Origin of the sequence: Streptomyces peucetius, assembly GCF_025854275.1 — a bacterium.
In the GTDB taxonomy this organism is placed as follows: Bacteria; Actinomycetota; Actinomycetes; order Streptomycetales; family Streptomycetaceae; genus Streptomyces; species Streptomyces peucetius_A.
On sequence record NZ_CP107567.1, the window covers coordinates 1,804,484 to 1,825,839 of the forward strand.

General features: G+C 70.7%; 17 protein-coding genes. 5 read left to right on the forward strand and 12 right to left on the reverse strand.

The window, feature by feature from the left end:
• Positions 1–190: 190 nt before the first annotated feature.
• From OGH68_RS08355 to OGH68_RS08365, 3 genes are all read right to left on the reverse strand, one after another.
• Positions 191–1,285 carry an amidohydrolase gene (locus OGH68_RS08355; protein WP_264242696.1) on the reverse strand — a complete coding sequence of 365 codons (1,095 nt, stop codon included), beginning with the start codon at positions 1,283–1,285 and terminating at the stop codon, positions 191–193.
• Between the two features lie 78 nt (positions 1,286–1,363).
• Entirely contained in the window at positions 1,364–1,720 is a 357-nt protein-coding gene (locus OGH68_RS08360) for a hypothetical protein (protein ID WP_264242697.1), read from the reverse strand.
• Positions 1,721–1,813: 93 nt separating this feature from the next.
• Positions 1,814–2,767 carry a heme o synthase gene (locus OGH68_RS08365; RefSeq protein WP_264242698.1) on the reverse strand — a complete coding sequence of 318 codons (954 nt, stop codon included), beginning with the start codon at positions 2,765–2,767 and terminating at the stop codon, positions 1,814–1,816.
• Positions 2,768–3,103: 336 nt separating this feature from the next.
• Between OGH68_RS08365 and tkt the strand changes: the two genes are divergently transcribed.
• The 5 genes from tkt to pgl are packed head-to-tail and all read left to right on the forward strand — an operon-like array spanning position 3,104 to position 9,725.
• Positions 3,104–5,191: a transketolase gene (gene tkt / locus OGH68_RS08370; RefSeq protein ID WP_264242699.1), complete on the forward strand. Its 2,088-nt coding sequence runs from the start codon at positions 3,104–3,106 to the stop codon at positions 5,189–5,191.
• Positions 5,192–5,225: 34 nt separating this feature from the next.
• Positions 5,226–6,344: a transaldolase gene (gene tal / locus OGH68_RS08375; RefSeq protein ID WP_264242700.1), complete on the forward strand. Its 1,119-nt coding sequence runs from the start codon at positions 5,226–5,228 to the stop codon at positions 6,342–6,344.
• A gap of 5 nt (positions 6,345–6,349) precedes the next feature.
• Positions 6,350–7,882: a glucose-6-phosphate dehydrogenase gene (gene zwf / locus OGH68_RS08380; RefSeq protein WP_264242701.1), complete on the forward strand. Its 1,533-nt coding sequence runs from the start codon at positions 6,350–6,352 to the stop codon at positions 7,880–7,882.
• Complete coding sequence (gene opcA, locus OGH68_RS08385) at positions 7,879–8,943, forward strand: glucose-6-phosphate dehydrogenase assembly protein OpcA (RefSeq protein WP_264242702.1); 1,065 nt, start codon at positions 7,879–7,881, stop codon at positions 8,941–8,943. Before zwf ends, opcA begins: the two co-directional genes overlap by 4 nt.
• Complete coding sequence (pgl, locus tag OGH68_RS08390) at positions 8,940–9,725, forward strand: 6-phosphogluconolactonase (RefSeq protein WP_264242703.1); 786 nt, start codon at positions 8,940–8,942, stop codon at positions 9,723–9,725. The genes opcA and pgl overlap by 4 nt, the downstream gene beginning before the upstream one ends.
• A gap of 474 nt (positions 9,726–10,199) precedes the next feature.
• Here the strand turns inward: pgl and OGH68_RS08395 are convergent, their stop codons facing one another.
• The 9 genes from OGH68_RS08395 to OGH68_RS08435 form a co-directional block, all read right to left on the reverse strand.
• Positions 10,200–11,741, reverse strand: coding sequence for a PH domain-containing protein (locus tag OGH68_RS08395; RefSeq protein WP_264242705.1), 1,542 nt, complete (start codon positions 11,739–11,741; stop codon positions 10,200–10,202).
• Positions 11,738–12,238, reverse strand: a complete 501-nt coding sequence (locus tag OGH68_RS08400; protein ID WP_264242706.1) for a PH domain-containing protein — start codon at positions 12,236–12,238, stop codon at positions 11,738–11,740. Before OGH68_RS08400 ends, OGH68_RS08395 begins: the two co-directional genes overlap by 4 nt.
• A gap of 4 nt (positions 12,239–12,242) precedes the next feature.
• Complete coding sequence (pgi, locus tag OGH68_RS08405) at positions 12,243–13,892, reverse strand: glucose-6-phosphate isomerase (RefSeq protein ID WP_264249974.1); 1,650 nt, start codon at positions 13,890–13,892, stop codon at positions 12,243–12,245.
• 170 nt (positions 13,893–14,062) lie between these two features.
• Complete coding sequence (locus tag OGH68_RS08410) at positions 14,063–14,398, reverse strand: RNA polymerase-binding protein RbpA (protein WP_003957010.1); 336 nt, start codon at positions 14,396–14,398, stop codon at positions 14,063–14,065.
• 135 nt (positions 14,399–14,533) lie between these two features.
• Complete coding sequence (gene secG, locus OGH68_RS08415; protein ID WP_005318972.1) at positions 14,534–14,764, reverse strand: preprotein translocase subunit SecG; 231 nt, start codon at positions 14,762–14,764, stop codon at positions 14,534–14,536.
• A 134-nt stretch (positions 14,765–14,898) separates the two neighbouring features.
• A complete protein-coding gene (gene tpiA / locus OGH68_RS08420) occupies positions 14,899–15,675 on the reverse strand; it encodes a triose-phosphate isomerase (RefSeq protein ID WP_264242707.1) in 777 nt (258 codons plus the stop codon).
• Between the two features lie 5 nt (positions 15,676–15,680).
• Positions 15,681–16,892 carry a phosphoglycerate kinase gene (locus OGH68_RS08425; protein WP_264242708.1) on the reverse strand — a complete coding sequence of 404 codons (1,212 nt, stop codon included), beginning with the start codon at positions 16,890–16,892 and terminating at the stop codon, positions 15,681–15,683.
• A gap of 117 nt (positions 16,893–17,009) precedes the next feature.
• Positions 17,010–18,020, reverse strand: coding sequence for a type I glyceraldehyde-3-phosphate dehydrogenase (gap, locus tag OGH68_RS08430; RefSeq protein WP_264242709.1), 1,011 nt, complete (start codon positions 18,018–18,020; stop codon positions 17,010–17,012).
• Between the two features lie 227 nt (positions 18,021–18,247).
• The gene (locus tag OGH68_RS08435) at positions 18,248–21,208 is read right to left on the reverse strand and encodes a M14 family metallopeptidase (protein WP_264242710.1); all 2,961 of its coding nucleotides are present in this window, start codon (positions 21,206–21,208) and stop codon (positions 18,248–18,250) included.
• Between the last annotated feature and the right edge of the window lie 148 nt (positions 21,209–21,356).

Here is a 21,356-nt window from a genome sequence, read left to right on the forward strand (position 1 = left end):
CGCCCGGACCCGCTTTCGGGGGCTCCGCCCCCGGGCCCCCGCCGGCGGGGCTGACTCCGCGGAACGAAATCCAGCCCGCCCGGCGTTTGAGGGCACGGCCGAAGGCCGCACGGGGTCCGGGGCGGAGTCCCGGTTCGGGAAGGGGCGGGGAGGGGACAAGCCCGCCGCAGGCGACACGCGCCCGCAGCCGTCACGCCGCCCGCGGCAACCCGTACACCCGCCCCGCGTTCCCCCACGCCAGCAGCCCCGCCACCCGCTCCGCGTCGCCCTGCGACCACGCTCCGTCCGCGACCCACCCGCCCAGGACCCGGCCCAGCGCGTCGCGGAAGGTCCGTGCGGCCACCACATGGAGCTCCGGCAGGCCCCGCGCCCCCGACGAGAACAGCAGCTTGCCGAACGGCGCGAGTTCGAGGATCTCCGCGAGTACCGCCGCCGCCCGCGCGCCCGTGCGGGCGAGGGCGGGGCCGAGGTCGACGTACACGTGCGGGTACGCGCTCGCGAGGTGCGCGGCGCTGCGGTGGTGGGGGTAGCCGTGGAGCAGGACCAGGTCCGTACCGAGCCCGGCCGTCGCCGCGGCGAAGTCCGCGAGCGGCATCGGGTCGTCCGCACCGACGTGCAGCTGCAGCGGCAGCCCCGTGGCGACGGCGACCCACAGCAGGTGCCGCAGCAGTACGGGATCGGTGAGGGGCCCGCCCACGCGGCGGCCGGCGAGCCAGCGTCCGGCCGCGCCGCGCACCTCGCCGGGGCCCGGCGGCTCCGGCCGCTCCGGCTGCCACCCGGCGGCGACGGTGGTGAAGGCGGCGGCGGACCCGGCCGTCCCGTGCACCGCCTCCGCGAGGTTCGCGAGGAACGACTCCACGGTCCCCGAGGTGTCCGCCACCTGCTCCGCGAGCAGTTCGAGCCGTACGATCTCGCGCGCCTGCGCCTCCCCCGCCGCGGCGATCTCCGCCGGGCCGGCCAGGTCGCCGGGCGGCCCGGTGTCGACGAGGTAGGTGGCGATACCGGTGCCCCGCAGAAGCCGTCTGCCCGCCTCGACCACTCCGAGCTCGCGGCGGCGGGCCAGGTAGTGGGCGGGCGGGCAGTGCGGTTCGAGTCCCAGGAGCGGCGGGCACCAGCGCCGTACCGCGAACCCCGTCTGGGTGTCGAAGAAGGTGGTGCCGGCGGCCGGCGGGGCTCCCGCGGCCGGGCCCAGGTACGTCTCGAAGGTGCCGAGGCCCAGTTCCGTGCGGAGCACCCCGTGGCAGTACTGGTCGACCAGACGCACCGAGGACGCGGCGTCGATCATCGGGAGCTCCTGCCTGTGGACCGTGCTTCCACAGGGCTAACGGACGACCCCGGCACAAGGTGTTGCCCGGGAGGCGACTCAGCCGTTGGAGGGGCCGCCGAGCTGGATGCCGGCCATCCGGCTCCACTCGTACGGGCCGGTGCGCACCTTCGCCGCGAAGTCGCCGTCGAAGGACTCGTGCAGCGTGATCCCCGACTTCTCGGCGGCGCTCACGGCGACGGGGTGGCTCGGGGCCACCAGGTCGCCCCAGGCGCCGTCCTCGCCGACGAGGACGATGCGGGTGCCCATCTGGCCGAGGTAGGCAAGCTGGCCCTCGGCGCCGCCGTGCGCCTTGGAGAACGCCTGGATCTGCTTGGCGAGCTTCGCCGCCCTGCGCTCGGCGCGGGCGTCGGACGCGTGCGGGGACGCCGTCTCATCAACCGTGGTGTCAGCCATGCATCGCATGCTACTCGCGGGTAGATCATTCGGCGACGGCCGGGAGACGTGGCCTCGGCCACGCCGCGCCGTTCCGGGCGGACCGGCGCGGTCTCAGCGCAGGAAGGGGTCCACCGCGACGGCCACGAACAGCAGCGACACATAGGTGATGGACCAGTGGAAGAGCCGCATCTCCTTGAGCTTGCCGCCCGTCTCCCCCGCCTTGGCCCTGCTCTGCAGCGCGTGCGCCTCCCACAGCCACCAGCCGCCCGCGGCCAGCGCGACCGCGGTGTAGAACCAGCCGGTGTAGCCGAGCGGGGTCAGCAGCAGCGAGACGGCGACCATCACCCAGCTGTAGACGACGATCTGCCGGGCGACGACCTTGTTGCCGGCGACGACCGGGAGCATCGGCACGCCGACGCGCGCGTAGTCCTCCTTCACCTTCATCGACAGCGGCCAGTAGTGCGGCGGCGTCCAGAAGAAGATGACGAGGAAGAGGATGACCGCGGCCCACGACACCGAGTTCGTGACCGAGGACCAGCCGATCAGGACCGGCATGCAGCCGGCGATGCCGCCCCAGACGATGTTCTGCGCGGTGCGGCGCTTGAGAAGCATCGTGTAAACGACGACGTAGAACAGCAGCGCGCCGAGCGACAGCGCTGCCGACAGCCAGTTGACGAGCAGGCCGAACCAGAGGGTGGAGACCACGGCGAGCGTCAGGCCGAAGACCAGGCCCTCGCGCGGCGAGACCATGCCGGTGACGAGCGGGCGCTGCGAGGTGCGGTCCATCAGCGCGTCGATGTCGCGGTCGATGTACATGTTGAGCGCGTTGGCGCCACCCGCGGAGAGGTACCCGCCGAGGCAGGTCGCAAGCACCAGCCACAGGTCCGGAACGCCCTGCTCGGCGAGGAACATCACCGGCACCGTGGTGATCAGCAGCAGTTCGATGATCCGCGGCTTGGTCAGCGCCACGAATGCCTTGACGCGGGCCCCGAACGGCCGACGGCCCCCCGGGCCGGTGGCCAAGACGACCCCTGCGGGTCGGGACTCGACGGCCGTCACGCACACCCCTGACAGAGAAATCCCAGCGACTCTTCCGGGGTCCCTCCCATGCCTGAGGGCTCTGGGGGAGTCAAGACCCGCGAAGACTCGCGCGTACCACGCCACTCTAGACGTTGCCAGTACGCCGATCTTCGCGGGGGTCGCCTCGTGTTGAGCGGCCGCCGGACACCGGCCGTATACAACGCCGACGGGCGGAGAACACGCGCTGACCGCACCCGGCGGTGTCCAATGGGAAAGACACGCAGCCGAAGAGAGGCGTGTTGCTGCGAGGGTAGGCTCGACAGCGCCCGGTACACCCCTCGTCACCGGGATTCGACATGTGGAGAGGAGCCCTGACTCAGGGTGAGCACCAAGCCGACCACCACAGACCTCGAGTGGACCGCGTTGGACCAGCGGGCAGTCGACACCGTCCGCGTCCTGGCCATGGATTCCGTACAGAAGGTCGGCAACGGCCATCCGGGTACGGCCATGAGCCTGGCCCCCGCCGCCTATGTGCTCTTCCAGAAGCTGATGCGGCACGATCCCGCAGACGCCGACTGGACGGGCCGCGACAGGTTCGTCCTGTCCGCAGGCCACTCGTCGCTCACGCTCTACATCCAGCTCTACCTGGCCGGCTACGGCCTGGAGCTGGACGACCTGAAGGCGTTCCGCACCTGGGGTTCGAAGACCCCGGGACACCCCGAGTACGGTCACACCACGGGCGTGGAGACGACCACGGGACCGCTCGGCCAGGGTGTCGCGAACGCCGTGGGCATGGCGATGGCCGCCCGCTACGAGCGGGGGCTGTTCGACCCGGACGCCGCACCCGGCACGTCGCCGTTCGACCACACCGTCTGGTGCATCGCCGGTGACGGCTGCCTCCAGGAGGGCATCTCGGCCGAGGCGTCGTCGCTCGCCGGCCACCAGAAGCTCGGCAACCTGGTCCTGCTGTGGGACGACAACCACATCTCGATCGAGGGCGACACGGAGACGGCCGTCTCCGAGGACACCCTCCAGCGGTACGAGGCGTACGGCTGGCACGTCCAGCGCGTCCAGCAGCTGGAGAACGGCGACCTCGACCCGGTCGGTCTGTACAACGCCCTGAAGGCGGCGCAGGCCGAGACCGAGCGTCCGTCCTTCATCGCGGCCCGCTCGATCATCGCCTGGCCCGCCCCGCACGCGCAGAACACCGAGGCCGCGCACGGCTCGGCGCTGGGCGACGAGGAGGTCGCGGCCACCAAGCGGGTCATGGGCTTCGACCCGCAGAAGCACTTCGAGGTCTCCGACGAGGTCCTGGGGCACACCCGGGGCGCGCTCGACCGCGGCCGTGAGGCCCGTGGCGAGTGGGAGAAGACCTTCGCCGCATGGCGTACGGCCAACCCGGAGCGCGCCGCCGAGTTCGACCGGATCCGCTCCGGTGAGCTGCCCGAGGGCTGGGACGACGCGCTGCCGGAGTTCGAGGCCGGCAAGAGCGTCGCCACCCGCGCCGCCTCCGGCAAGGTGTTGCAGCATCTGGGTGCGGTCGTGCCGGAGCTGTGGGGCGGCTCCGCCGACCTGGCCGGCTCGAACAACACGACCATCGACAAGACGTCGTCGTTCCTCCCCGCGGGCAACCCGCTGCCGGAGGCCGACCCGTACGGCCGCACGATCCACTTCGGCATCCGCGAGCACGCGATGGCCGCCGTGATGAACGGCATCGCGCTGCACGGCAACACCCGCATCTACGGCGGCACCTTCCTGGTGTTCTCCGACTACATGCGCAACGCCGTCCGCCTCTCCGCGCTGATGCATCTGCCGGTCACCTACGTGTGGACGCACGACTCCATCGGCCTCGGCGAGGACGGCCCGACCCACCAGCCGGTGGAGCACCTGGCCTCGCTGCGCGCCATCCCGGGCCTGAACATCGTGCGCCCTGCCGACGCCAACGAGACCGCGATCGCCTGGCGCGAGATCCTCCAGCGGTACACCAAGGAGTTCGGCAAGGGCGCCCCGCACGGCCTCGCGCTGACCCGCCAGGGTGTGCCGACGTACGAGTGCAACGAGGACGCGGCCAAGGGCGGTTACGTCCTGTTCGAGGAGGAGGGCGGCGACGCCCAGGTCGTGCTGATCGGCACGGGCTCCGAGGTGCAGCTGGCCGTCGCGGCCCGCGAGCAGCTCCAGGCGGCCGGTGTGCCGACCCGGGTCGTGTCGATGCCGTCCGTCGAGTGGTTCGAGGAGCAGGACCAGGGGTACCGGGACTCGGTGCTTCCCCCGTCGCTCAAGGCGCGAGTCGCGGTCGAGGCCGGCATCGGGCTGACCTGGCACCGTTATGTGGGTGACGCCGGACGCATCGTCTCGCTGGAGCACTTCGGCGCCTCGGCGGACGGCAAGGTCCTCTTCCGCGAGTTCGGCTTCACCGCGGAGGCCGTGGCCGCCGCCGCGCGGGAATCGATCGAAGCCGCCGCGCGCTGACGCCGGTATACGACAAGTAGGAGATGCATTTCTCATGACAGACGCACTCAAGCGCCTCTCCGACGAAGGCGTCGCGATCTGGCTGGACGACCTTTCGCGCACGCGGATCACCTCCGGCAACCTCGCCGAGCTGATCGATCAGCAGCACGTCGTGGGTGTCACGACCAACCCGTCGATCTTCCAGAAGGCGATCTCCGAGGGCCACGGCTACGACCAGCAGCTCGAGGACCTCGCGGCCCGCAGGGTGACCGTCGAGGAAGCCATCCGCATGATCACGACCGCGGACGTCCGTGACGCCGCGGACGTGCTGCGTCCGGTCTTCGACTCGACGGGTGGCCAGGACGGCAGGGTGTCCATCGAGGTCGACCCGCGTCTCGCGCACAGCACCAAGGCGACCATCGCCGAGGCCAAGCAGCTGGCCTGGCTGGTGGACCGGCCGAACACCTTCATCAAGATCCCGGCCACCCGGGCGGGCCTGCCGGCGATCACCGAGGTCATCGGCCTCGGTATCAGCGTCAACGTGACGCTGATCTTCTCGCTGGAGCGCTACCGCGAGGTCATGGACGCCTACCTGGCCGGTCTGGAGAAGGCCAAGGCCGCGGGCCTGGACCTGTCCAAGATCCGCTCGGTCGCCTCGTTCTTCGTGTCCCGCGTGGACACCGAGATCGACAAGCGCCTGGACGCGCTGGGCACCCCCGAGGCCAAGGAGGCCCGCGGCAAGGCCGCCCTGGCCAACGCGCGCCTCGCCTACGAGGCCTACGAGGAGGTGTTCAGCGGCGACCGCTGGGCCGCGCTCGACAAGGCGCAGGCCAACAAGCAGCGTCCGCTGTGGGCCTCGACCGGCGTCAAGGACAAGGCGTACAAGGACACCCTGTACGTCGACGAGCTGGTCGCCCCGGGCACGGTGAACACCATGCCGGAGGCCACCCTCGAGGCCACCGGTGACCACGGACAGATCACCGGTGACACCGTCAGCGGCACGTACGAGCAGGCCCGCGCCGACCTCGAGGCCGTCGCGAAGCTCGGCATCTCCTACGACGAGGTCGTCCAGCTGCTCGAGGACGAGGGCGTCGAGAAGTTCGAGGCGTCCTGGAACGACCTGCTCAAGTCGACCGAGGCGGAGCTCAAGCGCCTCGCACCCTCGGAGGGCTGAGCGACTTGTCCGGTATTGGCGGAGCCAACCCGCTCCGTGATGCTGCCGACCGACGGCTCCCGCGTATCGCGGGGCCGTCGGGCCTGGTCATCTTCGGCGTCACGGGCGACCTGTCGCGCAAGAAGCTCATGCCCGCCGTCTACGACCTCGCGAACCGGGGACTGCTGCCGCCGGGCTTCTCGCTCATCGGCTACGCCCGTCGCGAGTGGGCCGACGAGGACTTCGCACAGGAGGTCCACGACGCGGTCAAGCAGCACGCGCGTACGCCGTTCCGCGAAGAGGTCTGGCAGCAGCTCATCCAGGGGATGCGGTTCGTCCAGGGCACCTTCGACGACGACGACGCGTTCGAGCAGCTGAGGTCCACCATCGAGGACCTCGACAAGGTGCAGGGCACCGGCGGGAACTTCGCGTTCTATCTCTCCGTGCCGCCGAAGTTCTTCCCCAAGGTCGTCCAGCAGCTGAAGAAGCACGGGCTGGCGGACCAGAAGGAAGGTTCCTGGCGGCGCGCGGTCATCGAGAAGCCGTTCGGCCACGACCTGGTCTCCGCCGAGGAGCTCAACCAGGTGGTGCACGAGGTCTTTCCGCCGAACGAGGTCTTCCGGATCGACCACTACCTGGGCAAGGAGACCGTCCAGAACATCCTGGCGCTGCGGTTCGCCAACACGCTGTTCGAGCCCATATGGAACCGGTCGTACGTCGACCATGTGCAGATCACGATGGCCGAGGACATCGGCATCGGCGGCCGCGCCGGGTACTACGACGGCATCGGCGCCGCCCGTGACGTGATCCAGAACCACCTCCTCCAGCTGCTGGCGCTGACCGCGATGGAGGAGCCCGCCTCCTTCGACGCGGACGCCCTCGCGGCGGAGAAGACCAAGGTCCTCGGAGCGGTGAAGCTCCCCAAGGACCTGGGCAGGAGCACGGTCCGCGCGCAGTACACGGCGGGCTGGCAGGGCGGCGAGAAGGCCGTCGGCTATCTGCAGGAAGACGGCATCGACCCCAAGTCGAAGACCGACACCTACGCAGCGATCAAGCTGGAGATCGACAACCGCCGCTGGGCGGGCGTCCCGTTCTATCTGCGCACCGGCAAGCGGCTCGGCCGCCGCGTCACCGAGATCGCGGTCGTCTTCCAGCGCGCCCCGCACTCACCGTTCGACTCCACCGCCACGGAAGAGCTGGGCCAGAACGCCCTGGTCATACGCGTCCAGCCGGACGAGGGCGTGACCATGCGGTTCGGCTCCAAGGTGCCGGGCACCTCCATGGAGGTCCGGGACGTGTCGATGGACTTCGCCTACGGCGAGTCCTTCACGGAGTCCAGCCCCGAGGCGTACGAACGCCTCATCCTCGACGTGCTGCTCGGCGACTCCAACCTCTTCCCGCGGGTGGAGGAGGTCGAGCTGTCCTGGAAGATCCTCGACCCGATCGAGGAGTTCTGGGACGCGAACGGGAAGCCGGCGCAGTACACGGCCGGCACCTGGGGTCCGGACGAGGCGGACGAAATGCTCGCACGAGACGGACGGAGCTGGCGTCGGCCATGAAGATCGACCTTACGGACACCACGGCCAGCAAGATCAACAAGGCGCTGGTGAAGGGCCGCCGGGCGATCGGAACCCCGGCCGTCGGCATGGTCCTCACCCTGGTCATCGTGACCGATGAGGAGAACGCCTACGACGCGTTGAAGGCCGCCAACGAGGCGTCCCGGGAGCATCCCTCGCGCACCCTCGTGGTCATCAAGCGGGTCTCCCGTTCGCCGCGCGACCGGGCCAAGGCCCGGCTCGACGCCGAGGTCCGCGTCGGCGCGGACGCCGGCACCGGCGAGACGGTCGTGCTGCGGCTGTACGGCGAGGTCACAGACCACGCCCAGTCCGTGGTGCTCCCGCTGCTGCTGCCCGACGCCCCCGTCGTCGTCTGGTGGCCGGTCAACGCGCCGACCGACCCGGCCAACGACCCGCTCGGTTCGCTGGCCCAGCGGCGTGTGACCGACACCTACGCGGCCGAGCACCCCGTACGGGAGCTCGCGGCCCGCGCGGAGGCCTACACCCCCGGCGACACCGATCTGTCCTGGACCCGGATCACTCCGTGGCGCTCCATGCTCGCGGCGGCGCTGGACCAGGTCGCCTGCGAGGTCACCTCCGTCGAGGTGGAGGGCGAGGAGTTCAACCCGAGCTGCGAGCTGCTCGCGATGTGGCTCGCCGACCGGCTGGACGTACCGGTGAAACGTACGTCGTCGGCCGGGCCCGGTCTCACGTCGGTACGGCTGGAGTCCAGCCGCGGCCCGATCGTGCTCGACCGGCCCGACGGGTCGCTCGCGACGCTGTCGATCGAGGGCCAGCCGGACCGCGCAGTCGCGCTGAAGCGGCGTGAGACGGCCGAGCTGATCGCGGAGGAGCTGCGCAGGCTCGACCCCGACGACACGTATGCGTCGGCGCTGCGGTACGGCGTCGAGCGCCTCTCCGCGGCCGCGTCGGCCGCGGAGGCCGCGGAGGCCGCGGAGGCCGCGGAGGCCGCGGAGGCCGCGGAGGCGCAGCCGGCGCCGGCGGAGCGGAAGGCGCCCGCGGCCAAGAAGGCCGCCCCGGCGAAGAAGGCGGCGGCCAAGTGACCGCGGCACCGCAGCTGGTCGTCCACCGCGACAAGGAGCTGATGGCACAGGCGGCCGCGGCCCGGCTGATCACGAAGGTCGTGGACGCGCAGGCCGCCCGTGGGGCCGCCTCGGTGGTTCTCACCGGCGGCCGCAACGGCAACGGCCTGCTGGCCGCGCTCAGTTCGTCCCCGGCCCGGGACGCGGTCGACTGGTCGCGACTCGACCTGTGGTGGGGTGACGAACGGTTCCTGCCCGAGGGCGACCCGGAACGCAACGTCACCCAGGCCCGTGAGGCGCTGCTCGACTCCGTGCCGCTGGACCCGTCGCGGGTGCACGCCATGCCCGCGTCGGACGGCGCGTACGGCTCCGACGTGGAGGCGGCGGCCGCCGCCTACGCGGCGGAACTGGCCGCGGCCGCACAGCCGGAGGACCACGGCCCGGTGCCGACGTTCGACGTGCTGATGCTGGGCGTCGGCCCCGACACGCATGTGGCGTCACTCTTCCCCGAGCTGCCGGCGGTCCGGGAGACGGAGCGCACGGTGGTCGGCGTCCACGGCGCGCCCAAGCCGCCGCCGACCCGCATCTCGCTGACGCTGCCGGCCATCCGCGCGGCACGCGAGGTGTGGCTGCTCGCGGCGGGCGAGGACAAGGCGCAGGCGGCACAGATCGCGCTGTCCGGCGCGGGCGAGATCCAGGCACCGGCGGCGGGCGCGTACGGGCGGTCCCGGACGCTGTGGCTGCTGGACGGGGCGGCGGCGTCGAAACTGCCGCGCTCGCTGTACCCGCCGGCGTCCGCCTGAGCGTCCTTCCCGAGGCCCGGTCCGCCCCTGCGGCGGACCGGGCCTCGCGCGTTGCACGGCGCGGCGGGGGCGGGGCCGCTGCGCGGTGCCTGTCCCCCACCCCGCCCCTTCCCGAAACCGGGGCTCCGCCCCGGGCCCCCCGTACCGCGCTTCGCGCGGTCGCCTCGAACGCCGGCCGGGCTGGAAAAGCCGCTGCGCGGCAAACCAGCCCAGTCGGGCAACTCCAACCTCGCTGGGGATACTCCCCCTACGGCCTGGCGGCGTGGGAGATACCCCCCGCCCACGGCCGCCAGGCCGTAGGGGGAGTTTGAAGCGCCGGACTCGGGGCGGAGCCCCGACAAGACCGGCAAGATCCAGCCTGCTGGGGGTACCTCCCACGGCCGCCGGGCCGTTACGGGGCAATTGAGGCGCGGGGGCCGGGGGCGGAGCCCCCGGTTCGGAAGGGGCGGGGACGGGACAAGCCCCCCGCAGGCGCTACTCCCGGCGCAGGAACGGCTCCAGCAGCCCCGGCACCGCCTCCGCCGCGAACACCAGCGCCTCCGCCTCCCCCGCGTCGTAGACGCCGTACGCTCCCCCGCCCGCAGCCGTCGTCGCCGTGAGGGTGATGAGGCCCGCGCGGCGCTGGAAGAGGGACTGCCGGGCCGTCCAGCCGATCACGCCGGTCCGCTGGAGCGCGACCGTGCTGCGGCGGACCGTGCCGGAGCGGGTGAGGAGATAGTCCCCGGCAATCCCGTGCCCCAGGGCCCGGTACGCGTCGAGCGCGAGGAGTACCGCCACCGGGACGCCGACCGCCGCGCACCCCACGGCGATCCACAGCAGCACCGGCGTCAGCAGCGCGCCGAGGAGCGCGAGGATCCCGACGGGCAGCAGCACGGCGCCGATCGCCCAGCGCAGCCGCCGGCCCCGGGCGGCCGGCGGGTGGGGCGTCAGCAGGGACGCGGCCGTCGGCGACGCGGTCTCCCGCAGTACCTGCGCCGCGACCTCGTCGGCCTGTGCTCGCGGCACCACCGGCAGCAGCACGTTGGCGTCGGCCTTCTTGTCCTTCTCGTTGTTGACCAGTCCGGTGGCGACCGCGTCCAGCCGGGCCGCGCCGAAGAGTCTGACGCCCAGCGGCTCGACGAGGTCGACTCCGCGCAGCCGGCGCTCCTCGATCGATATCGAGCGCGAGGTGAACAGGCCCCTCCTCACCCGCAGGGTGCCGCCGGGTTCGCGCTCGAGCCGGTAGTTCCACCACATCTCGATCCAGAGGCCGAGCGCGCCGACGACACCGGTGGCCAGCGCGGCAGCGGCGAGCACCACGACCATCCATACGATCGAGGTGTCCCTGAAGCGGTCCCACACCCAGCCGATGACCTCGCCCTGCGCCCCGAACCATTCGCTGACCTGCATCACGGCGCCCGCCGCGGCGCCGCCGAGCAGCGGGGCGACGAAGGAGACCGGGGCATAGCGGATCCAGGCCGGGTCGAGGACGGCCAGTGCGCCCTCGCGGTGGGTGGCGGGCCCGCGCGGGGTGGCCCTGGCCAGGAGTTCCAGTCGCAGCCGCTCCCCCTCCGCGCGCGTGACCGCGTCGAGTTCCAGGGTGGATTCGCCGCCCCCGGTGTGCTCGCCCGTGCCGATGCGGACCTTGACGAGTCCGAGGACGCGCAGCAGCACATTGGCGGTGAGGTCGACGGTGCGGATCCGCTCGCGGGCCAGTGAGCGCCGTTTGACCAGGAAGAGGCCGGTGTGGAGCTCGGCCAGTTCGGGGCCGATGCGGTAGCGGGTGCGCTGCCAGCGCACCAGGTCCGCGCCGGTGACGGCGCCGATCAGCAGGCCGGCGCCGGCGAGCACCCAGGACGCGGCCTTCCACAGGGGCATGCCGCCGGCGAGGCCGAGGAGGGTGGGCAGTCCGGCGCCGCCCGCGAAGCCGGCCATGACGAGGGCGGTGACGAGGACGGTGCGCCCGTCGAGCCGCCGCCACTCCTGCCGGCCCTGCTGGTCCGGCCCGCACTGCCCGTCCTGTCCGGGACCGCTCACGTCGCGTCCCCGGGTGTGGCCCGGGTGATCCGGGTCAGGCGCTCCGCGAGTTCCGCGGCCACCTCGTGGTCGAGGCCCTCGATCCTGACAGCGCCCTTGGCGGAGGCGGTGGTGACCGTGACGGTGGCGAGCCGGAACGCCTGCTCCAGCGGTCCCCTGACCGTGTCAACGGTCTGGATGCGGGACATGGGCGCGATCCGCCACTCCTGCCACAGCGCCCCGGTGCGCACGTACACCGCCTCGTCGGTCACCTCCCAGCGGTGCACCCGGTACCACCAGGCGGGGAAGAACGCGGTGCCCGCGAGGCCGAGGACGGCGATCACGCCTGCCGGGACCAGCAGCCAGGTGCGGGCCGGCTCGATGAAGGCGCCCAGTACGGCGAGCACGAGAGCCGGGACGGCGGCGGTCAGCAGGCACTGCGTACGCCACCAGTTGACGGCCCGTTCGTTCAGCCGGTTGTTCGGCGGCCGCAGCCGCACCGCGTTCTCCCCCGCCATCAGGTCACCGGCCGCGCAGTGTCCGGTACTTGCCGGCCAGCGTCGCGGTGGAGCTGTCGAGCTGTTCGCCGCCCTTGCCGTCGGTCAGCACGGGCTCGATCTTCTTCGCGAGGACCTTGCCGAGCTCGACGCCCCACTGGTCGAAGGAGTCGATGTTCCAGATCGCGCCCTGGACGAACACCTTGTGCTCGTACAGGGCGATCAACTGACCGAGCACCGACGGGGTGAGCTCCTCGGCGAGGATCGTCGTCGTCGGGTGGTTCCCCTTGAACGTCTTGTGTGCGACGAGCTCCTCCGCGACGCCCTCCGCCCGTACCTCCTCGGGCGTCTTGCCGAAGGCGAGGGCCTGGGTCTGTGCGAAGAAGTTGGCCATCAGCAGGTCGTGCTGGGGGACGAGACCGGCGAGCAGGGAGGGGACGGGCTTGGCGAAGCCGATGAAGTCGGCCGGGATGACCTTGGTGCCCTGGTGGATCAGCTGGTAGTAGGCGTGCTGCCCGTTGGTGCCGGGGGTGCCCCACACCACCGGGCCGGTCTGCCAGTCGACCGGATTGCCGTCGCGGTCGACGGACTTGCCGTTGGACTCCATGTCGAGCTGCTGGAGGTAGGCGGTGAACTTGGACAGGTAGTGCGAGTACGGCAGCACGGCGTGCGACTGGGCGTCGAAGAACGCCCCGTACCAGACGCCCAACAGGCCAAGGAGCAGCGGCGCGTTGGCCTCGGCGGGCGCGGTGCGGAAGTGCTCGTCGACGAGGTGGAAGCCGTCGAGCATTTCGCGGAACCGGTCCGGGCCGATCGCGATCATCAGGGAGAGACCGATCGCGGAGTCGTACGAGTAGCGGCCGCCGACCCAGTCCCAGAACTCGAACATGTTGGCCGTGTCGATACCGAAGCCGGAGACCTTCTCGGCGTTGGTCGACAGCGCGACGAAGTGCTTGGCCACGGCGTCGGGGCCGACCCGGAGGTTGGTGAGCAGCCAGTCGCGCGCGGAGGTGGCGTTGGTGATCGTCTCGATGGTGGTGAAGGTCTTCGAGGCGATGATGAATAGGGTCTCCGCCGGGTCGAGGTCGCGCACAGCCTCGTGCAGGTCGGCCCCGTCCACGTTGGAGACGAAACGGAACGTCAGGTCCCGCTGGGTGTAGGAGCGGAGCACCTCGTACGCCATCGCGGGCCCGAGGTCGGAGCCGCCGATGCCGATGTTGACGATGTTCCTGATGCGCCTGCCGGTGTGGCCGGTCCACTCGCCGGAGCGGATCTTCTCGGAGAACGCGGCCATCCTGTCGAGCACCGCGTGGACGGCGGGCACCACGTTCTCGCCGTCGACCTCGATCACGGCGTCCCGCGGGGCACGCAGCGCCGTGTGCAGGACGGCGCGGTCCTCGGTGGTGTTGATCTTCTCGCCGCGGAACATGGCGTCCCGCAGCCCGGCGACGCCGGTGGCTGCGGCCAGGTCACGCAGCAGCGCCAGCGTCTCGTCGGTGACCAGGTGCTTGGAGTGGTCGAGATACAGATCGCCGACCTGGAGGGTGTACCTGCTCCCGCGTTCCGGGTCCGCGGCGAACAGCTCCCGCAGATGCGTACCGCCCAACTGCTCGCGGTGCTTGCCGAGAGCGGTCCATTCGGGCATCTGGTTGAGCCTGGTCTGCCTTGCGTTCATCTCGGACATCAGCCCACTTCTTCTCGTACCTGCCTGCATGCCCCGCTGCGGTTCCCAACCTAATTGATCAGGCGGGCCGGCGAGGCTTCGGCGGGTCGGCGCACAGAAAGCGAACCGGTGACGAGAAAGTCCGGCCGGCACCCCGATCGGGGTGCCGGCCGGACCTGGAGTCAGATCTCGCCGCGCAGTTTGGCGAGCGCCTCCGCGAGGATCGCCTCGCCGTCCGCGTCGCTGCGCCGCTCCCGCACGTACGCGAGGTGCGTCTTGTACGGCTCGGTGCGCGGCGGGTCCGGCGGGTTGTCGCGGTCCTGACCGGCCGGGAACCCGCACCGCGGGCAGTCCCAAGTGTCGGGGACCTGTGCGTCACTGGCGAAGCTCGGCTGCGTCTCGTGCCCGTTCGAGCACCAGAAGGAGATGCGGAGGCGCGGCGCGGACTCGCCTCGCTCTGCCTCGCCCATCGGCCCCGCTCCGACCCGGCTTCCCCGGATCGCGTTGCCACTTGCCACGGTCGTAACTCCCTGCGTGATGGTGCTGCACAGCGATTCACAGCGGCTGCGCCGCGAGTGCCCCAGTCTACGTAAGGCCCAACGCTCGTCCAGTGATTGGAGTTGGACACCGGCTCCGGACACGGAACGGACGGGTCAGCTGTCCAGCTTCATCAGCAGACCGAGCACGACAATGCACGCGAACCACAGCAGACCCACGACGACGGTGATGCGGTCGAGGTTGCGCTCGGCCACCGAGGAGCCACCCACGGACGACTGCATTCCGCCACCGAACATGTCGGAAAGACCGCCGCCCTTCCCCTTGTGCATCAGCACGAGCAACATCAGCAGCCCGCTGAAAATGATCAGGGCGATCGAGAATCCCATAACCACGGCTGGACCCTACTTCCTGGCAATTCTCTTGGACTCAATACGGACGACGGGGGCCCGGGCTCGATGTGTGAGCCCCAGGCCCCCGCAAGGGTACGCCGGATCGGCGCTACCGCATACTCACCGGTTACTCACTGGTCGCGGAAGCGGACGATCTTGACGAACTCGTCGGCGTCCAGAGCCGCGCCGCCCACCAGGGCGCCGTCGACATCGGGCTGGGCCATGATCGCGGCGACGTTGCCCGCCTTCACGGAGCCGCCGTACTGGATCCGGACCTTGTCGGCCAGTTCCTGCGAGTACAGCTCCGCGAGCCGCGCGCGGATCGCGCCGCAGACCTCCTGAGCGTCCTCGGGGGTGGCGACCTCGCCGGTCCCGATGGCCCACACCGGCTCGTAGGCGATCACGACGGACTCGGCCTGCTCGGCCGGGACGTCCTTCAGACCGCCGTCGAGCTGGGCGAGGGTGTACTCGACCTGGTTGCCGGCCTTGCGGATCTCCAGGCCCTCGCCGACGCACAGGATCGGCGTCAGGCCGTGCTTGTAGGCGGCCTTCACCTTGGCGTTGCAGATCTCGTCGGTCTCCGCGTGGTACTGGCGGCGCTCGGAGTGCCCCACGGCCACGTAGGTGCACTTCAGCTTGGCCAGCATCGGACCCGAGATCTCGCCGGTGTAGGCGCCGGAGTCGTGGGCCGAGATGTCCTGGGCGCCGTACTTGATCTTCAGCTTGTCGCCGTCGACCAGGGTCTGGACGGACCGCAGGTCGGTGAAGGGCGCCAGAACGGCCACCTCCACGGCGTCGTAGTCCTTGTCGGCCAGGGCGAAGGCGAGCTTCTGGACGTGGGCGATGGCCTCGAGGTGGTTGAGGTTCATCTTCCAGTTGCCCGCCATCAGCGGGGTGCGCGTGGTCAAGGTGTTCAGTCCTCCAGTGCGGCAAGGCCGGGGAGCGTCTTGCCCTCGAGGTACTCGAGGCTCGCGCCGCCGCCGGTCGAGATGTGGCCGAATGCCTTCTCGTCGAAGCCCAGGGTCCGCACGGCCGCGGCGGAGTCCCCGCCGCCGACCACGGTGAAGGCCGGGGAGTCGACGAGCGCCTGGGCAACGGCCTTGGTGCCCTCGGCGTAGTCGGGGTGCTCGAAGACGCCCATCGGACCGTTCCAGAAGACGGTGGCCGCGTCGGCGAGTTTCGAGGCGTACAGCTTGCGGGTCTCGGGACCGATGTCCAGACCCTCCTGGTCGGCGGGGATCGCGTCCGCGGCGACGACCGCCGGGTGGGCCGGGGCCTTGGTCTTCAGGTCCGGGAACTCGGAGGAGACCAGCACGTCGACGGGGAGCACGAACTCCACACCCTTGGCCTTGGCGCGCTCCAGGTACTCGAGCACCGCCGGGACCTGGTCCTCCTGGAGCAGCGAGATGCCGACCTCGTGGCCCTGGGCCTTGAGGAAGGTGTAGGCCATGCCGCCGCCGATGAGGATGCGGTCGGCCTTCTCCAGCAGGTGGTCGATGACGCCGAGCTTGTCGGAGACCTTGGCGCCGCCGAGCACGACGGCGTAGGGCCGCCGGGCTTCCTCGGTGAGCTTCTTGAGGACGCCGACCTCGGTGGCGATGAGGAAGCCGGCCGCGTGCGGCAGCCGGGCCGGGAGGTCGTAGACGGAGGCGTGCCTCCGGTGCACGGCACCGAAGCCGTCGCCGACGTAGACATCGGCCAGGGCGGCGAGCCGGTCGGCGAAGGCGCCGCGCTCGGCATCGTCCTTGGAGGTCTCCCCGGCGTTGAAGCGGAGGTTCTCCAGGACGGCGACCTGACCGTCCCCGAGGTTCGCGACGGCGGCGGTGGCCGACTCGCCGACCGTGTCGGTCGCGAACTCCACGTGTGATCCGAGCAGTTCACCCAACCGCTCGGCGGCGGGGGCCAGCGAGAACGCCGGGTCCGGGGCGCCCTTGGGGCGGCCCAGGTGCGAGGCGACGACGACCCGCGCCCCGGCCTCCGCGAGCTTGGCGACGGTCGGCACGACGGCCCGGATCCGGCCGTCGTCGGTGATGGTGGTGCCGTCGAGCGGCACATTGAGGTCGGCGCGGACGAATACCCGCTTGCCGGTGACCCCGTCGGCCAGCAGCTGGTCGATGGTCTTCATGTTTTGCGGCTCCTCGGAGGGCTGGACGCACGGCAGGGCCCGGACAGCGCCGCATTGCGCTGCCCGAGCCCTGACGCTCACATCGTGGTGCTCTCGTGGTGGATCAGGCGGTACAGGTCAGAGCTGCTCGCCGACGAAGACCGTGAGGTCGACGAGGCGGTTGGAGTAGCCCCACTCATTGTCGTACCAGCCGAGGATCTTCACCGACTTGCCCTCCTGGACCATGGTCAGCGAGGCGTCGAAGGTGCAGGACGCCGGCTCGTTGACGATGTCGGAGGACACGATCGGGTCCTCGGTGTAGACGAGGAAGCCCTTGAGGTCGCCGTCGTCGGCGGCCTTCTTGAACGCGGCGTTGACCTCGTCCTTCGTGACCTCGCGCTGCAGCTCCACGACCAGGTCGGTGGCCGAGCCGGTGGGGACCGGGACGCGCATGGCGATGCCGTCCAGCTTGCCCTTCAGCTGCGGGAGGACCAGGGCGGTGGCCTTGGCGGCACCGGTGGTCGTCGGAATGATGTTCTCCGCGGCGGCGCGGGCGCGGCGCAGGTCCTTGTGCGGGAAGTCCAGGATCCGCTGGTCGTTGGTGTACGCGTGGACCGTCGTCATCAGGCCCTTGACGATGCCGAAGTTCTCGTCCAGAACCTTGGCCATCGGCGCCACACAGTTGGTGGTGCAGGAGGCGTTGGAGATGACGTGGTGGTTGGCGGCGTCGTACTTGTCCTGGTTGACGCCCATCACGATGGTGATGTCCTCGTCCTTGGCCGGAGCCGAGATGAGGACCTTCTTGGCGCCGCCGGCGATGTGCTTCTCGGCGTCGGCCTTCTTGGTGAAGATGCCGGTCGACTCGATGACGATGTCGACGCCCAGCTCGCCCCACGGGATGTCGGCGGGGTTGCGCTCGGAGAGCACCTTGATGGTGTGGCCGTCGACCGTGATGGTGTCGGCGGTGTGGCTCACCTCGGCCTTGAGACGGCCGAGGATGGTGTCGTACTTCAGCAGGTGGGCCGTGGTCGCAGTGTCACCCAGGTCGTTGACAGCCACGATCTCGATGTCTGCACCCTGCTCCAGCAGCGCGCGGAAGTAGTTACGACCGATGCGGCCAAAGCCGTTGATGCCTACGCGGATCGTCACGAACCGATCTCCTCGTTAGGTACGCCGGTTTTCGACGCCGGCGAGTTGTATAGGGATGTCCCCGACCGCCTACGACCCTACCCCGCTGAGGCCCCCGCAGTGACATCGAGATGCCCGGTTCTCGGGACGGTGGCCCATACCCGCCAGTAGGAATATCCGGCCGCGGTTTCGGGTGACCGGGCGCGGGGCGTGCCTGCCGCCGCCCAGCGCCCGGTCACCTCGGGTGGTCAGCGCCGCAGGGCCCGCAGCGCCGCGCCGACGACGCGCTCGCGCTCGGCTGCGCCGCGCACGTGCTCGAGGCCGAAACCGAGCAGCACACTGTCCCTGGTGCTCACCGCGGACCCGGACGGATACAGGTCCTGGCTGCGCTCCCAGCCGCCTCGCGGGGCCGGGCTGCCCTCCGGCGGCCCGGCCGCCCGCCAGGGCCCCAGTGACGTCTCGAAGCCCTCGACGGACTGCTCCACGCCGCCGATGACCAGGCCGGCCCGGTCGACGAAGACGCCACGGCCGCCGGCGCTCGGGTCGGTGACGTAGGAGACGGAGACCTCGATCTGCCGGCCCGCGTAGGCGCTCAGGTCGAAGGAGGCCGCCCGCCAGCCGTCCGAGGCTCCGGTGAAGGAGTTCCAGCTGCCGGTAGTGCCACTGGCCGTGCACGCGTCCTGCCCGAGCGTGAGGTAGTGCCCCAGGAACGGGTGCTGGTCGATGTAGAAGCCGCCGTCGCACTGGGTGGGCACGGTGGTGGACGTCCCCCCGTTCGCGTCGGGCAGCGTCGTCCAGTCGTCCTGGCCGACGGTGTGGACCTCCACGACGGCGTTGTCGTAGCCGGGCTCGGTGTTGAAGCTGAGCCGCATGTTCAGCGTGGGCTTCTCGCCGGCGGCCGTGCCGGTCAGATCGACGGTGCGGGACAGCCGCGTCCAGGAGGAGTTGTGATGGGCGGCCGCCGCGTACCACTCGCCCTCGTACGGCGAGAACGGCATCTTCGCGCCCGGGTAGTCGCCCGCGGCCGCGCTGCGGAACTGCGGGAACTCGTCGGACGGCAGCGTGTCGGAGGTGATCGTGTACGCGCCGGCCGCGTCGAGGAGGTTGCCGGGGGCGTCGCCGAGCGTGCCGGAGGCGCCCGAGAGGCGCCCGGTGCCGAGGAACCCGTTCACTCCAGTGAGTGAGGCGCGGCCGAATGCTCCGAGGTAGTACTGGGAGAAGTCGTCGCTCAGCGCCCGGCCGAGGTCGGCGTCGCCACCCGCGTGTTCACCCGCGGTGATGAGCTTTCCGCCCTCGTTGACGTAGGCGCGCACGGCCTGGGTGGTGGCCCAGGAGGGTTCCGCCGCGGCCGAGTACCACAGGACGGTCTCGAAGTGGCTCAGCACGCCGAGCGGGTGCGGGGTGCCCTGCGTGGCGACGTCCCAGACGGCGCTGCGCTTCCCGTTGCCGGCGAGGGCGCGGGTGTAGGCGGCCGTGTGCCGGGCGGCGGCCGTGCCGCCCTCCTCCGCGATCACCAGTGTGTCACCGCGCGGGCGCTCGGCGACGGTGTAGATGAAGTGCTCGCTCGCGGTGCGTCCGCCGTTCTTGGCGCGGCCGGTGAACCACACCTCGACGCGGTCGCCCGGTTCGGCGCCCTCGATCCGTGCGCGGTACTCGTCGAAGTGCAGGTTGTCCTCGCCGCCGTAGCGCTCGCCGCCCTTCCAGGGGCGCAGCTTCTCGTCGTGCGTGCGGCCGCCGTTGATCCGGTAGTTGAGCTCCTTGTGGCGCACCGATCTGCGGGCGGTGACGGAGACCTCCTGGTCGCCGCCGCGGGCGTAGGAGGTGGTGAAGGTGTCCGGGGTGAAGTCCGGGGCCTCGATCCCCGACGACGACGACGGCCGGTCGGGGTGGGCGGCGGTCTCGGCGACGGAGAGCGCGAACGGGATGTTCTTGGCGAACTCCTGCTGGATCAGTTCCTCGTCGTCGGGGAAGGTGAAGATGGAGGCGCAGTCCGCGGGGTTCCACTCGTCGTCGGGGTCGACGCGGGAGGCGGCGGCGCAGGTCGACATCTCGGGGGTGAACATCATCGTCCCGTTGACGTTGGCCGCGTGGCCGTCGGTCTCGCCGTTGGTGGTGTAGAGCTCGGACGAGACCTGCGGCCGGTAGCCGGGGATCGCGGAGTTGTCGGGCGTGCCGGCCAGCGCCTTGTAGAGCACGTCGTCCGGGGTCGGGGTGGCCACCTGCCAGCCCACTCCGTACAGCAGCAGCTGGGCGGCGGAGTGGTAGTTGATGCCGTACTCGAAGCCGATGCGCTTCTGGAAGCGGTCGATGGCCCGCGTCTCCGGTTCGGAGCCGGGGCCGGGGCCGCGGTAGGTCTCGTCGAACGGGTCGGGCGAGGAGCCTTCGTTGTCGTAGCCCCACTTGTAGGCGAAGTTGCGGTTGAGGTCGACGCCGTCGCCCGCGGTGGTCCTTCCGTCTCCGTTGTTGTCGCGGAGGTTCTTGCGCCACTGGCGCTCTTCGGTGCCGGTGAAGGTGTAGTCGTAGCCGTCGGGGTTGGCGGAGAGCACGAACCACAGCTCGGTGGCGTCCACGATCTTCGTGATCCGCGGGTCCTTGCCGTAGTTGTCGAGGTAGTGGTGCATCAGCCGCCGGGTCATCTCCGGGGTGATCCATTCACGGGCGTGCTGGTTGGACAGGTACAGGGTGGCCGGCTTGGCGCCGTCGCGGTGCCGGTCGGCGCCCTTGGAGATCTTGAGGGCGAGAATGTCCTGGTCCTTGACGGACTTTCCGATGCTCACGACCTTGGTGAGCTGCGGGTGGGCCTTCGCGGTGTCGAGGATCTCGCTCTTGAGGCCGCCTTCGCCGCTGTACGGGCGGAAGACTCCGTCTCCCGTGGCGGCGAGGCGCCTCTCCGCCTTGTCGGAGATGGTGTGCTCGGTGATCTCGACGCCCTGCTCACGCAGTTCGCCGGCCTGCCGCTGGGTGAGGTGCAGTTCGATGGTGGCAGTGCCCTTGTCCGGGATCTGCTCGCCCAGCTCATGGCCGTCGGTGCCCGCCGCGAGGACCAGCGGCACCTGTTCCTTGCTCACTTCCGCGTGCCATACGGCGAGTTCCTCGCCGTTCCCGCCCCCGCCCCTGCCCCCTGGGTCGGCCTGCGCGATCGGCGCTGCCGACACTCCCGCGATCAGGAGTGAGGCCGCTGCGAGGATCGATCTCGCTCTGCGTCTCATAAGCCCCCCTTGCTGTTGTCCGCCAGGAAAGTGCTCGTGTCCGCCGTGACGGCGGGCATGCGACAGGCTCATGACTCCCCATGATCATGTCAATAGGGCCGTACCGGCCCCGGTGGACAGGAAAGGACAGAAACGACACTGCCGACGC

Coding starts and splice junctions, on each gene's coding strand:
- tal (WP_264242700.1), top strand. CDS start 5,226: ATGACAGACGCACTCAAGCGCCTCTCCGACGAAGGCGTCGCGATCTGG.
- OGH68_RS08360 (WP_264242697.1), bottom strand. CDS start 1,720: ATGGCTGACACCACGGTTGATGAGACGGCGTCCCCGCACGCGTCCGAC.
- OGH68_RS08425 (WP_264242708.1), bottom strand. CDS start 16,892: ATGAAGACCATCGACCAGCTGCTGGCCGACGGGGTCACCGGCAAGCGG.
- secG (WP_005318972.1), bottom strand. CDS start 14,764: ATGGGATTCTCGATCGCCCTGATCATTTTCAGCGGGCTGCTGATGTTG.
- OGH68_RS08400 (WP_264242706.1), bottom strand. CDS start 12,238: ATGGCGGGGGAGAACGCGGTGCGGCTGCGGCCGCCGAACAACCGGCTG.
- OGH68_RS08355 (WP_264242696.1), bottom strand. CDS start 1,285: ATGATCGACGCCGCGTCCTCGGTGCGTCTGGTCGACCAGTACTGCCAC.
- opcA (WP_264242702.1), top strand. CDS start 7,879: ATGAAGATCGACCTTACGGACACCACGGCCAGCAAGATCAACAAGGCG.
- OGH68_RS08435 (WP_264242710.1), bottom strand. CDS start 21,208: ATGAGACGCAGAGCGAGATCGATCCTCGCAGCGGCCTCACTCCTGATC.
- pgi (WP_264249974.1), bottom strand. CDS start 13,892: ATGAACGCAAGGCAGACCAGGCTCAACCAGATGCCCGAATGGACCGCT.